Annotated in this window: 14 protein-coding genes; all 14 read left to right on the top strand. The window is 70.9% G+C overall.

The genetic code is table 11. The annotated features are described in order from the left end of the window. Window positions 1–143: 143 nt before the first annotated feature. The 14 genes from pgsA to ACIQZO_RS14840 all read left to right on the top strand — a co-directional run bounded on the left by pgsA (window position 144) and on the right by ACIQZO_RS14840 (window position 12666). Window positions 144–809, top strand: coding sequence for a phosphatidylinositol phosphate synthase (gene pgsA / locus ACIQZO_RS14905; protein ID WP_403625448.1), 666 nt, complete (start codon window positions 144–146; stop codon window positions 807–809). Beyond that, a complete protein-coding gene (locus ACIQZO_RS14900) occupies window positions 809–1711 on the top strand; it encodes a phosphatidylinositol mannoside acyltransferase (RefSeq protein ID WP_403625445.1) in 903 nt (300 codons plus the stop codon). Before pgsA ends, ACIQZO_RS14900 begins: the two co-directional genes overlap by 1 nt. Further along, entirely contained in the window at window positions 1711–2883 is a 1173-nt protein-coding gene (locus ACIQZO_RS14895; protein WP_403625442.1) for a glycosyltransferase family 4 protein, read from the top strand. Before ACIQZO_RS14900 ends, ACIQZO_RS14895 begins: the two co-directional genes overlap by 1 nt. Before the next feature lie 109 nt (window positions 2884–2992). After that, window positions 2993–3535, top strand: coding sequence for a membrane protein (locus ACIQZO_RS14890; protein WP_030387183.1), 543 nt, complete (start codon window positions 2993–2995; stop codon window positions 3533–3535). A gap of 138 nt (window positions 3536–3673) precedes the next feature. Further along, window positions 3674–4591 carry a pyridoxal 5'-phosphate synthase lyase subunit PdxS gene (gene pdxS / locus ACIQZO_RS14885; protein ID WP_030010552.1) on the top strand — a complete coding sequence of 306 codons (918 nt, stop codon included), beginning with the start codon at window positions 3674–3676 and terminating at the stop codon, window positions 4589–4591. A gap of 6 nt (window positions 4592–4597) precedes the next feature. Next, a complete protein-coding gene (pdxT, locus tag ACIQZO_RS14880) occupies window positions 4598–5200 on the top strand; it encodes a pyridoxal 5'-phosphate synthase glutaminase subunit PdxT (RefSeq protein WP_403625438.1) in 603 nt (200 codons plus the stop codon). A gap of 57 nt (window positions 5201–5257) precedes the next feature. Then, window positions 5258–6010: a YebC/PmpR family DNA-binding transcriptional regulator gene (locus ACIQZO_RS14875; RefSeq protein ID WP_403625435.1), complete on the top strand. Its 753-nt coding sequence runs from the start codon at window positions 5258–5260 to the stop codon at window positions 6008–6010. Between the two features lie 129 nt (window positions 6011–6139). Beyond that, the gene (gene ruvC, locus ACIQZO_RS14870; protein WP_403625432.1) at window positions 6140–6670 is read left to right on the top strand and encodes a crossover junction endodeoxyribonuclease RuvC; all 531 of its coding nucleotides are present in this window, start codon (window positions 6140–6142) and stop codon (window positions 6668–6670) included. Then, window positions 6667–7299 carry a Holliday junction branch migration protein RuvA gene (ruvA, locus tag ACIQZO_RS14865; RefSeq protein ID WP_403625429.1) on the top strand — a complete coding sequence of 211 codons (633 nt, stop codon included), beginning with the start codon at window positions 6667–6669 and terminating at the stop codon, window positions 7297–7299. The genes ruvC and ruvA overlap by 4 nt, the downstream gene beginning before the upstream one ends. A 112-nt stretch (window positions 7300–7411) precedes the next feature. Further along, a complete protein-coding gene (gene ruvB / locus ACIQZO_RS14860) occupies window positions 7412–8473 on the top strand; it encodes a Holliday junction branch migration DNA helicase RuvB (protein WP_030723602.1) in 1062 nt (353 codons plus the stop codon). A gap of 165 nt (window positions 8474–8638) precedes the next feature. After that, on the top strand, window positions 8639–9121 hold the full coding sequence (gene yajC, locus ACIQZO_RS14855; RefSeq protein WP_403625424.1) for a preprotein translocase subunit YajC: 483 nt from the start codon (window positions 8639–8641) through the stop codon (window positions 9119–9121). A gap of 153 nt (window positions 9122–9274) precedes the next feature. Beyond that, entirely contained in the window at window positions 9275–11056 is a 1782-nt protein-coding gene (secD, locus tag ACIQZO_RS14850) for a protein translocase subunit SecD (RefSeq protein ID WP_403625421.1), read from the top strand. A 3-nt stretch (window positions 11057–11059) separates the two neighbouring features. Beyond that, window positions 11060–12115: a protein translocase subunit SecF gene (gene secF / locus ACIQZO_RS14845; protein WP_403625418.1), complete on the top strand. Its 1056-nt coding sequence runs from the start codon at window positions 11060–11062 to the stop codon at window positions 12113–12115. Further along, window positions 12112–12666, top strand: a complete 555-nt coding sequence (locus ACIQZO_RS14840) for an adenine phosphoribosyltransferase (RefSeq protein ID WP_403625416.1) — start codon at window positions 12112–12114, stop codon at window positions 12664–12666. The genes secF and ACIQZO_RS14840 overlap by 4 nt, the downstream gene beginning before the upstream one ends. The last annotated feature ends 132 nt before the right edge of the window (window positions 12667–12798 follow it).

Here is a 12798-nt window from a genome sequence, read left to right as displayed (position 1 = left end):
ACCGGAGCCGGTCGATGGCGTGAAGTACGTCTTACGTGGCACGAACCGGTGGGTGCGCGGCGTCCGCGCGGTGGTGCGCTGGCTACGATGGGCCAGCCGGTGGCCGTGGTGGCCGTGCGGCCCAGCGACCCTCCGGGAAGGCCATGCTGAACAAGTACGCGCGTGCATTCTTCACGCGTGTTCTCACGCCATTCGCCGCATTTCTGCTCCGGCGGGGGGTGAGCCCGGACGCGGTCACCCTGATCGGCACGGCCGGAGTGGTGGCCGGAGCGCTGTGGTTCTTCCCCCGCGGCGAGTTCTTCTGGGGCACCATCACCATCACCCTCTTCGTCTTCTCCGACCTGGTGGACGGGAACATGGCCCGCCAGGCCGGGGTCTCCAGCCGGTGGGGAGCCTTCCTCGACTCCACCCTCGACCGGGTCGCCGACGCGGCGATCTTCGGCGGCCTCGCGCTCTGGTACGCGGGCAGCGGGAACGACAACGCGCTCTGCGCGGTGGCGATCTTCTGCCTGGCCAGCGGCCAGGTGGTCTCCTACACCAAGGCGCGCGGCGAGTCGATCGGGCTGCCCGTGGCCGTCAACGGGCTCATCGAGCGGGCCGAGCGCCTGGTGATCTCGCTGGTCGCGGCCGGTCTGTCCGGCCTGCAGACCTTCGGGGTGCCGTCCTGGATCGGCGTGCTGCTGCCGATCGCCCTGTGGATCGTGGCGGTGGGCTCGCTCGTCACCCTGATCCAGCGGGTGGTCACCGTGCGCCGCGAGTCGGCCGAGGCCGACGCCGCGGCGGCCGCCGCCGAGGGCGGGGCGGCCTGATGGGTGCCACGCAGGACAAGCTGGTCGACGGGCTCTACGGGCTCGGCTGGGCCGGGGTGAACAAGCTGCCCGAACCGGCCGCCGTGGCCCTCGGCCGGCGGATCGCCGACTTCGCGTGGAAGCGGCGCGGCAAGAGCGTGCTGCGGCTGGAGTCGAATCTGGCCCGGGTGGTGCCCGACGCCGGTCCCGAGCGGCTGCGCGAGCTGTCGCAGGCGGGCATGCGCTCGTACATGCGGTACTGGATGGAGTCCTTCCGGCTGCCGACCATGGACCCGGAGCGCTTCAGCACGGACGTCGAGTTCACGGACGAGCACCTGCTGCGCGAGGCCCTCGACTCCGGGCGCGGGGTCATCGTGGCCCTGCCGCACCTCGCCAACTGGGACCTCGCCGGGGCCTGGGCCATCGGGCACATGAAGGCGCCGTTCACCACGGTCGCCGAGCGGCTCAAGCCCGAGAGCCTCTACGACCGGTTCGTGGCCTACCGGGAGAGCCTGGGCATGGAGGTCCTGCCGCACAGCGGCGGCGCCGCCTTCGGCACTCTCGCCCGCCGGCTGCGCTCCGGCGGCATGGTCTGCCTGGTCGCGGACCGGGACCTGTCGGCCTCCGGCGTCGAGGTGGACTTCTTCGGCTCCACGGCCCGCATGCCCGCCGGGCCGGCGCTGCTGGCCCAGCAGACCGGCGCGGTCCTGCTCCCGGCCACCCTGCACTACGGCGACACGCCGAAGATGTACGGCCGGATCCACCCCGAGGTCGAGGTGCCGAAGACCGGCACCCGGACCGAGAAGACCGCCGTCATGACCCAGGCGGTGGCGGACGTCTTCGCCTGGGGCATCGCCGAGCACCCGGAGGACTGGCACATGCTGCAGCGGCTGTGGCTGGACGACCTGGAGGAGCGCCCGTAGTGAAGATCGGCATCGTGTGCCCGTACTCGTGGGACGTGCCGGGTGGCGTCCAGTTCCACATCCGGGACCTGGCGGAGCACCTGATCCGCCTCGGCCACGAGGTGTCGGTGCTCGCCCCGGCGGACGACGACACCCCGCTGCCGCCGTACGTGGTCTCGGCGGGGCGGGCGGTGCCGGTTCCGTACAACGGCTCGGTGGCCCGGCTGAACTTCGGCTTCCTGTCGGCGGCCCGGGTGCGGCGCTGGCTCCACGACGGCACCTTCGATGTGATCCACATCCACGAGCCGGCCGCGCCCTCGCTGGGACTGCTGTCCTGCTGGGCGGCGCAGGGGCCGATCGTGGCGACCTTCCACACCTCGAACCCGCGGTCCCGGGCGATGATCGCGGCGTACCCGATCCTGCAGCCGGCCCTGGAGAAGATCAGCGCGCGGATCGCGGTGAGCGAGTACGCGCGGCGCACGCTGGTCGAGCACCTCGGCGGCGACGCGGTGGTCATTCCCAACGGCGTCGACGTGGACTTCTTCGCCAAGGCCGACCCCAATCCCGACTGGGCCGGGCAGACCCTGGGCTTCATCGGCCGGATCGACGAGCCCCGCAAGGGCCTGCCGGTGCTGATGGCGGCCTTCCCGAAGATCGCGGACGCCTGCCCGGACGTACGGCTGCTCGTCGCGGGCCGCGGTGACGAGGAGGAGGCGGTGGCCTCCCTGCCCGCCGAGCTCCGCCCGCGGGTCGAATTCCTCGGCATGGTCTCGGACGAGGACAAGGCGCGGCTGCTGCGCAGCGTCGACGTGTACGTCGCCCCGAACACCGGCGGCGAGAGCTTCGGCATCATCCTGGTCGAGGCCCTCTCGGCGGGGGCCGCGGTCCTCGCCTCGGACCTGGACGCCTTCGCGCAGGTCCTGGACCAGGGCGGGGCGGGCGACCTCTTCGCCAACGAGAACGCCGACGCCCTGGCGACGGCGGCGATCGCCCTGCTCCGGGACCCGGAGCGACGGGCCGAGCTCAGCACCCGCGGCTCGGCGCACGTGCGCCGCTTCGACTGGTCCACGGTCGGGGCGGACATCCTGGCCGTCTACGAAACGGTGACGGACGGCGCGGCGGCGGTGGCCACCGACGAACGCGTCCCGCTCCGCACCCGCCTCGGCTTCTCGAAGGACACCACGTCCTCCTGACCGCTGCTCCCCGGGTCCGGCCGGACCGGCACCGCCCCGATCGGCACGGCCGGGACGGCACCGGGCCCGATGGCGGTCCGGGGGGCGTGGAGCGGTAGGGTCGCGCAGCGTGATCGAAACCCTTGTCTGGATCGCCCTGGCTCTCGGAGTCATCGGGGTCTACCTCAGCTGGACCGCCGGCCGGCTCGACCGGCTGCACTCGCGGATGGACGCCGCGCGGGCCGCCCTCGACGCGCAGCTCGTGCGGCGGGCCTCCGTCGTGCTGGAGGTGGCCACCTCCGGGGTGCTCGACCCCGCCTCCTCCCTCGTTCTGTACGAGGCCGCGCACGCCGCCCGGCAGGCCGAGGAGGACCACCGCGAGGTCGCCGAGAGCGAGCTCAGCCAGGCGCTGCGCGCGGTCTTCGCCGATGCCGACCAGGTCGACGTGCTCAAGGCGGCCCCCGGCGGAGCCGAGGCCACGGAGGAGCTGGCGGCGGCCGTCCGCCGGGTACCGATGGCGCGGCGCTTCCTCAATGACTCGGTACGGGCCGCCCGCGCGCTGCGCAGGCATCGCAAGGTCCGCTGGTTCAGACTGGCGGGGCACGCACCCTTCCCGCTCGCCTTCGAAATGGACGACGAGCCGCCGGTGGATCTTGCAGAACGGCCGATCTAGGGGCCTCCAAGGGCCGCGAGGGACAAATCAAGGAGCCACGGGCTCCACATTGGCCCTTGTAGTGGACTGATCCCCTGGGGTTTCCTCGGCGGAGTAGTACGAGCAGTACTCCGTCTTCCTTTCGAGTGAGGTCAATCCGTGAGCACGCTTCCCACCTCCCCCCAGTCCGCCGAGTCGGCGATCGGCACCTCGCGCGTCAAGCGCGGCATGGCCGAGCAGCTGAAGGGCGGCGTGATCATGGACGTGGTCAACGCCGAGCAGGCGAAGATCGCCGAGGACGCCGGCGCCGTGGCCGTCATGGCTCTGGAGCGGGTCCCCGCCGACATCCGCAAGGACGGCGGCGTCGCGCGCATGTCGGACCCCAACATGATCGAAGAGATCATCGAGGCCGTCTCGATCCCGGTCATGGCCAAGTCCCGCATCGGCCACTTCGTCGAGGCCCAGGTCCTGCAGTCCCTCGGCGTCGACTACATCGACGAGTCCGAGGTCCTGACCCCGGCCGACGAGGTCAACCACTCCGACAAGTGGGCGTTCACCACCCCCTTCGTCTGTGGCGCCACCAACCTGGGCGAGGCCCTGCGCCGCATCGCCGAGGGCGCGGCCATGATCCGCTCGAAGGGCGAGGCCGGCACCGGCAACGTGGTCGAGGCCGTCCGCCACCTGCGCCAGATCAAGAACGAGATCGCCCGCCTGCGCGGCTACGACAACAACGAGCTGTTCGCCGCCGCCAAGGAGCTGCGCGCCCCGTACGAGCTCGTCAAGGAAGTTGCCGAGCTCGGCAAGCTCCCGGTCGTGCTGTTCTCCGCCGGTGGCGTGGCCACCCCGGCCGACGCCGCGCTCATGCGCCAGCTCGGCGCCGAGGGCGTCTTCGTCGGCTCCGGCATCTTCAAGTCGGGCGACCCGGCCAAGCGCGCCGCCGCCATCGTGAAGGCCACCACCTTCTACGACGACCCGAAGATCATCGCGGACGCCTCCCGCAACCTGGGCGAGGCCATGGTCGGCATCAACTGCGACACCCTCCCCGAGTCCGAGCGCTACGCCAACCGCGGCTGGTAGTCGGTCATGACGAACACCCCCGTGAACCCCGTCATCGGGGTACTCGCCCTCCAGGGCGACGTACGGGAGCACCTGATCGCCCTGGCCGCGGCGGACGCCGTGGCCAGGCCGATCCGGCGTCCCGAGGAGCTCGCCGAGGTCGACGCCCTGGTGATCCCCGGCGGCGAGTCCACCACCATGTCGAAGCTCGCCGTGCTGTTCGGCATGCTGGAGCCGCTGCGCGAGCGCGTGGCAGCCGGCATGCCGGTCTACGGCACCTGCGCCGGCATGATCATGCTGGCGGACAAGCTCCTGGACGGCCGCGAGGACCAGGAGACCCTGGGCGGCATCGACATGATCGTCCGCCGCAACGCCTTCGGCCGGCAGAACGAGTCCTTCGAGGCACAGGTCGACTTCGCGGGCATAGCGGGCGGCCCCGTCGAGGGCGTTTTCATCCGCGCCCCCTGGGTCGAGTCGGTCGGCGCCTCGGCCGAGGTGCTCGCCACGTACGACGGCCACACCGTCGCCGTGCGCCAGGGCAATGTCCTCGCCACCTCCTTCCACCCCGAGCTGACGGGTGACGACCGCGTCCACGCCTACTTCGTCGACATGGTGCGCGCCGGGCTGTAACGGTGTCCCGGTAGGATCTGAGGCGAACACTGTTGGTGACGCGAAGGAGACAGGCAGATGTCCGGCCACTCTAAATGGGCTACGACGAAGCACAAGAAGGCCGTGGTTGACGCCAAGCGCGGCAAGCTCTTCGCGAAGCTGATCAAGAACATCGAGGTCGCGGCCCGTATGGGCGGCGCCGACATCGATGGCAACCCGACGCTCTTCGACGCCATCCAGAAGGCGAAGAAGAGCTCGGTCCCGAACAAGAACATCGACTCCGCGGTCAAGCGCGGCGGCGGTCTCGAGGCCGGCGGCGCCGACTACGAGACGATCATGTACGAGGGCTACGGTCCGAACGGCGTCGCGGTGCTCATCGAGTGCCTCACCGACAACCGCAACCGTGCCGCCTCCGACGTGCGTGTCGCCATGACCCGCAACGGGGGTTCGATGGCCGACCCGGGCTCGGTCTCGTACCTGTTCAACCGCAAGGGCGTCGTGCTGCTGCCCAAGGGCGAGCTGTCCGAGGACGACGTCCTGGAGACGGTGCTCGACGCCGGCGCCGAAGAGGTCAACGACCTCGGCGAGAGCTTCGAGATCATCAGCGAGGCCACCGACATGGTCGCGGTCCGCACGGCGCTCCAGCAGGCCGGCATCGACTACGACTCGGCCGACTCCAACTTCCTGCCGACCATGCAGGTCGAGCTGGACGAAGACGGCGCGCGCAAGATCTTCAAGCTGATCGACGCGCTGGAGGACAGCGACGACGTGCAGAACGTCTTCGCCAACTTCGACGTCTCGGACGAGGTCATGGAGAAGGTCGACGCCTGACCGGCGTCCACCGCTCACAGCATCGGGCAGCGGGCCGACGGGGACACACCCCGTCGGCCCGCTGCTTTGTCAGTGCCACCCGATAACCTGCGAAGCTGCACGTACAGGAGAGCGAAGAAGGGGGGCGCGGTGCGCGTACTCGGCGTTGACCCGGGGCTGACCCGATGTGGTGTCGGCGTGGTCGAGAGGGTGGCCGGCCGCCCCCTGACCATGCTCGGTGTGGGGGTCGTACGCACGCCCGCGGACGCCGAGTTGGGCCACCGGCTCGTCGCCATCGAACAGGGCATCGAGGAGTGGCTCGACACGTACCGGCCCGAAGTCGTCGCCGTGGAGCGGGTGTTCAGCCAGCACAACGTCAGCACCGTGATGGGCACCGCCCAGGCGAGCGCCGTCGCGATGCTGTGCGCAGCCCGCCGCGGGATACCGGTCGCCCTGCACACCCCCAGCGAGGTCAAGGCCGCCGTCACCGGCAGCGGCCGGGCCGACAAGGCCCAGGTCGGCGCGATGGTCACCCGGTTGCTCCGGCTGGACGCGCCGCCCAAGCCCGCGGACGCCGCCGACGCCCTCGCCCTGGCCATCTGTCACATCTGGCGGGCCCCCGCCCAGAACCGCCTCCAGCAGGCGGTCGCCCTGCACGCCTCGAAAGGCCGTACCCGATGATCGCCTTCGTCAGCGGCCCCGTTGCCGCACTCGCCCCCACCCTTGCCGTCATCGAGGTCGGGGGAGTGGGCATGGCCGTGCACTGCACCCCGAACACCATCGCCGGACTGCGCACGGGGGAGCAGGCCCGGCTGGCCACCTCCCTGGTCGTACGGGAGGACTCGCTGACCCTGTACGGCTTCGCCGACGACGACGAGCGCCAGGTCTTCGAGGTCCTGCAGACCGCCAGCGGGGTCGGGCCCCGGCTCGCGCAGGCCATGCTCGGCGCGCACAGCCCGGACGCGCTGCGGCTGGCCGTCTCCACCGGGGACGAGAAGGCGCTGGTGGCCGTACCGGGCATCGGCAAGAAGGGCGCGCAGAAGCTCCTCCTCGAACTGAAGGGCAAGCTGGGGGCCCCGCTGGGCAGCAGCGGCCTGGTGGGCGCCCAGCGCGCCGCGGCCTCCGGGCCCGCGCCCTGGACCGAGCAGCTCTCCGCCGCACTGATCGGCCTCGGGTACGCCGCGCGCGATGCGGAGGACGCGGTCGCCGCGGTCACGCCGCAGGCCGAGGCGGCCATCGCCGCCGGCGGCTCCGCGCCCGTGCCGCAGCTCCTGCGGGCGGCCCTCCAGTCCCTGAACCGGGCCCGCTGACCGGCGATGGAGCCGCGCCGGCGATCGAGGCGCGCAGGCCGGGCGGCGCCCGGGGAGCGCGCCCGCCGGGCATCGAACACCCGCACCACCACCGAGAAGGCAGACTGACAGCGTGAACTGGGAAGACGAGAGCGACGACCGGATCGTGGCGGCCGCCGCCGACGGTGAGGACACCGCCGTCGAGGCGGCCCTGCGGCCCAAGGACCTCGGCGAGTTCGTCGGCCAGGAGAAGGTCCGCCAGCAGCTGGACCTCGTCCTCAAAGCGGCCCGGCAGCGCGGAGCCACCGCCGACCACGTCCTGCTCTCCGGTGCCCCCGGCCTCGGCAAGACCACCCTCTCCATGATCATCGCGGCGGAGATGGGGGCGCCCATCCGGATCACCTCCGGCCCCGCCATCCAGCACGCCGGCGACCTCGCCGCGATCCTCTCCTCCCTCCAGGAGGGCGAGGTCCTCTTCCTCGACGAGATCCACCGCATGTCCCGGCCCGCCGAGGAGATGCTCTACATGGCCATGGAGGACTTCCGCGTCGACGTGATCGTCGGCAAGGGGCCCGGGGCCACCGCGATCCCGCTGGAGCTGCCGCCCTTCACACTGGTCGGCGCCACCACCCGGGCCGGACTGCTGCCCCCGCCGCTGCGGGACCGTTTCGGCTTCACCGGGCACATGGAGTTCTACGCCCCCGAGGAGCTGGAGCGCGTCATCCACCGCTCCGCCCGCCTCCTCGACGTCGAGATCGACACCGCTGGCGCCGCCGAGATCGCCGGCCGCTCCCGCGGCACCCCGCGCATTGCCAACCGCCTGCTGCGCCGCGTCCGCGACTACGCCCAGGTCCGGGCGGACGGTGTGATCAACCGCGAGGTGGCCGGTACGGCCCTCCAGGTGTACGAGGTGGACGGGCGCGGCCTCGACCGACTGGATCGGGCCGTTCTCGAAGCACTCCTCAAGCTGTTCGGGGGTGGCCCCGTGGGCCTGTCCACCCTCGCCGTCGCGGTCGGCGAGGAGCGGGAGACCGTGGAGGAGGTCGCCGAGCCCTTCCTGGTCCGCGAGGGCCTGCTCGCCCGCACCCCCCGGGGGCGGGTCGCGACGCCCGCCGCATGGGCTCACCTGGGACTCGTACCGCCGCAGCACGGCGGGAGTGGATCAAGCGGACAACAGGGCTTGTTCGGGGCCTGACGGCGCGGAGGTTCGACCCCTCAGGAACTGCGGTGCCATGCTGGGCGTTGTTCCATCGGTGCGGACTCGCCTAGACTCCGCCGATGCCGACCCTTCGGGTCGGTGTGCCCACCCCCGTAGAAAAGGCCGCCGTCCGCGTGCGGTCGTGCGAAGGATCTCCGTCCCGTGAATCTCGTGACACTCCTCCCGTTCATCGTGCTCATCGGGGCGATGTTCCTGATGACCCGCTCCGCGAAGAAGAAGCAGCAGGCAGCCGCGCAGATGCGCAACCAGTTGACGCCCGGCACCGGGGTCCGCACCATCGGCGGCATGTACGCCACGGTGAAGGAGATCGGTGACGACACCGTCACTCTCGAGCTGGCTCCCGGCGTCCACGCGATCTTCGCGAAGAACTCCATCGGTGCCGTTCTCGAGGACGCGGAGTACAACCGCATCGTCCACGGCATCAGCGACGACGAGCCGACCGACGCGCCGGTCGTCCCGGACGACGCCTCCGCGCTGACCGAGGCTCCGAAGACGGACCTCACCAAGGACGAGGGCGAGGACGAGGCTCCCAAGCTCGACCTGGGCAAGAAGGACGAGGACGCGCCCAAGGGCGACGACGAGCCCAAGGACGGCAAGTCCGACGGCGAGGCCGGCGCGAAGTAGCGCGCGGCCGGGGACCGTGGAGGCGCCTGACCGGCGGCCGGCACGGTCCCCGTCTGTGACACTTCTGCGGGGGGCAGGGGTCCCCACCACACATTTCGTGGCCGTCCGCGCGCTGACCCGGTGCGGGACGGTTGGACAGGGAGAAACGACAAGGTGGCAGCACCGAAGAAGGGCCGGCGGCCCACGGGGGCTCAGGGGAGGCCGGGGCGTGCCCTGGCGATCATCCTGATCGCGATGGTGGCGCTCACCGCGGGGATGTTTCTCACGAAGCAGACGACTCCCAGGCTGGGCATCGACCTCGCGGGCGGTACGAGCATCACGCTCAAGGCCAAGAGCGAGCCCGGGAAGCCGGACGCGATCAACGAGACCAATATGAACACGGCGGTCGGCATCATCGAGCGCCGTGTCAACGGGCTCGGCGTGTCGGAGGCCGAGGTCCAGACCCAGGGCCGCGACCACATCATCGTGAACATCCCCAAGGGGACGAACGAGCAGCAGGCGCGCGAGCAGGTCGGTACCACCGCCCAGCTGTACTTCCGCCCGGTCATCGCCTTCGCGGACGGCGCCCCCGTCGCTCCCGAAGGCACTGCGAGCCCGAGCCCCTCCGCGAGCGGCTCCGGAGCTCCCAAGGCAGGGGACGGCAAGACCAGCCCCTCGGCCACCCCGTCGTCCAGCGCCACTTCCCAGGGCCGCGCGCTCAGTGAGGCCCTCAAGGCCCCGGCCGCCCCCACTCCCTCGCCCACGGCGAGCGAGTCGAAGAAGGCAGACGACAAGGCTCCGTCGCCCTCCGCCTCCACGCCGCCCACCGGCGACGAGGCCGCGGCCGCCGACCTCCAGGCCAAATTCGCGGCCCTGGACTGCACCAACGAGGCGCAGCGCGCCGCCGCCGGCAAGGGCGCCAAGCCCGAGGACCCGATGCTCGCCTGTGGCCAGCGCGGAGACACCTGGGGCAAGTGGATCCTCGGCCCGGCCCAGGTCAACGGCCAGGACGTGAAGGAAGCCAAGGGAGTCATCGACCCCCAGCGCGGCCAGTGGATCGTCACCATGCAGTTCACCGACAAGGGCGCCGACAAGTTCGCCAAGATCACCGGTGAGCTCGCCACCAAGCAGATGCCGCAGAACCAGTTCGCGATCGTGCTCGACGGCCGGGTCATCTCCGACCCGTCCGTGAGCCAGGCGCTGACCGGTGGCAACGCCGAGATCTCCGGCGGCTTCACCCAGCAGTCCGCGCAGGACCTGGGCAACATGCTCTCCTACGGCGCCCTGCCGCTCTCCTTCAGTGAGGACAGCGTCACCACCGTCACCGCCGCGCTCGGCGGCGAGCAGCTGAAGGCCGGCCTGATCGCCGGCGCCATCGGCCTGATCCTCGTGGTGATCTACCTGCTGGTGTACTACCGGGGCCTGGCGTTCGTCGCCATCATCAGCCTCCTGGTCTCCGCGATCCTGACCTACACGATCATGGCGCTGCTCGGAAAGGGCATCGGCTTCGCGCTGAACCTGCCCGCCGTCTGCGGTGCGATCGTGGCGATCGGTATCACGGCGGACTCGTTCATCGTGTACTTCGAACGCATCCGTGACGAGATCCGCGAGGGCCGCACCCTGCGTCCGGCCGTCGAGCGCGCCTGGCCGCGCGCCCGTCGCACGATCCTGGTGTCCGACTTCGTGTCGTTCCTGGCCGCGGCGGTGCTGTTCATCGTCACCGTGGGCAAGGTCCAGGGCTTTGCCTTCACACTGGGTCTTACGACCCTGCTCGACGTGGTCGTGGTGTTCCTCTTCACCAAGCCGATCATGACGCTGCTGGCACGCACGAAGTTCTTCGCCAGCGGTCACCCGTGGTCCGGGCTGGACCCGAAGCGGCTGGGCGCCAAGCCCCCGCTGCGCCGGTCCCGCCGTACCGGTTCCGCCCCCGCCCCCGTCGACGCAAAGGAGGCGTGAGAGATGTCGAAGCTGGGAGATCTCGGCGCCAGGCTGTACCGCGGTGAGGTCGGCTACGACTTCGTCGGCAAGCGCTTTCTCTGGTACGGCGTTTCCATCCTGATCACCATCACGGCGATCGTCGCCCTGGCCGTCCAGGGCCTCAACATGGGCATCGAGTTCAAGGGCGGTGCGGTCTTCACCACCCCGAAGACGGCCGTCTCGGAGCCCAGGGCGCGCGAGTTCGCCGAAGAGGCCTCCGGCCACGACGCGATCGTCCAGGAGCTCGGCACCGGCGGTCTGCGCATCCAGATCTCGGGTGTGGACACCGACGCCGCCACCGACGTCAAGAAGAAGCTCGCCGCCGACCTCAAGGTCGACGAGGCCGGCATCAACGCCGACCTGGTCGGCCCCAGCTGGGGCGAGCAGATCGCCAACAAGGCATGGACCGGCCTCGGGATCTTCATGGTCCTCGTGGTGATCTACCTGGCCATCGCCTTCGAGTGGCGCATGGCGATCGCGGCGCTGATCGCCCTGATCCACGACCTCACGATCACCGTCGGCATCTACGCGCTCGTCGGCTTCGAGGTCACCCCGGGTACGGTCATCGGTCTGCTGACCATCCTCGGTTACTCCCTCTACGACACCGTCGTCGTCTTCGACGGTCTCAAGGAGGGCTCGAAGGACATCACGAAGCAGACCCGCTGGACGTACAGCGAGGTCGCCAACCGCAGCATCAACGGCACCCTGGTCCGCTCGATCAACACCACGATCGTGGCGCTGCTCCCGGTCGCCGCGCTGCTGTTCATCGGTGGTGGCTTCCTGGGCGCCGGCATGCTGAACGACATCTCGCTGTCGCTGTTCGTCGGCCTCGCGGCCGGTGCGTACTCCTCGATCTTCATCGCGACCCCGCTGGTCGTCGACCTCAAGGAGCGCGAGCCGGCGATGAAGGCGCTCAAGAAGCGGGTGCTCGCCAAGCGGGCGGCCGCGGCCGCCAAGGGCGAGTCACCGGACGAGGGCTACGGGACCCGGGACGAGCCGGAGGCCGTGGCGCCGGGCCGGTCGGGGCGGCGGCGTTGACCGGGCCGCTGTCCCAGGACATCCGGGACCTGCTGCTCAGCCGGATCAAGGACGTACCGGACTACCCGAAGCCGGGCGTGATGTTCAAGGACATCACCCCGCTGCTGGCGGACCCGAAGGCGTTCGCCGCGCTGACGGACACCCTGGTGGAACTGGCCCGGCAGTACGGCGCGACGAAGATCGTCGGACTGGAGGCGCGCGGGTTCATCCTGGCGGCCCCGGTCGCCGTGCAGGCCGGTATCGGCTTCGTGCCGGTGCGCAAGGCCGGAAAGCTGCCGGGTGCGACGCTCGCACAGTCGTACGAGCTGGAGTACGGCTCGGCGGAGATCGAGGTCCACGCGGAGGATCTGGCGGCCGGTGACCGGGTCATGGTCATCGACGACGTGCTGGCCACCGGTGGTACGGCGGAGGCTTCGCTCTCGCTGATCCGGCGGACCGGGGCGGAGGTCGCCGGTGTGGCGGTGCTGATGGAACTGTCGTTCCTGCCGGGGAGGGCCAAGCTGGCTCCCGCGCTGGGTGAGGCTCCGCTGGACGCGCTGATCGTGGTCTGAACCTCTTCGCTTGCCGAGCGGCGGGGCCCCCGGGCCGCCCCGGGGGCCCCCCCCGTTGGGGGGGGGGGGGGGGGGGGGGGGGGCCCCCCGCCCCCCCCCCCCCCAACCCCGCGGGGGCCCCGGGGGGCCCCA

This window comes from Streptomyces sp. NPDC097617 (assembly GCF_044761485.1).
In the GTDB taxonomy this organism is placed as follows: Bacteria; Actinomycetota; Actinomycetes; order Streptomycetales; family Streptomycetaceae; genus Streptomyces.
This window is presented reverse-complemented; position numbering and strand designations above follow the sequence as displayed.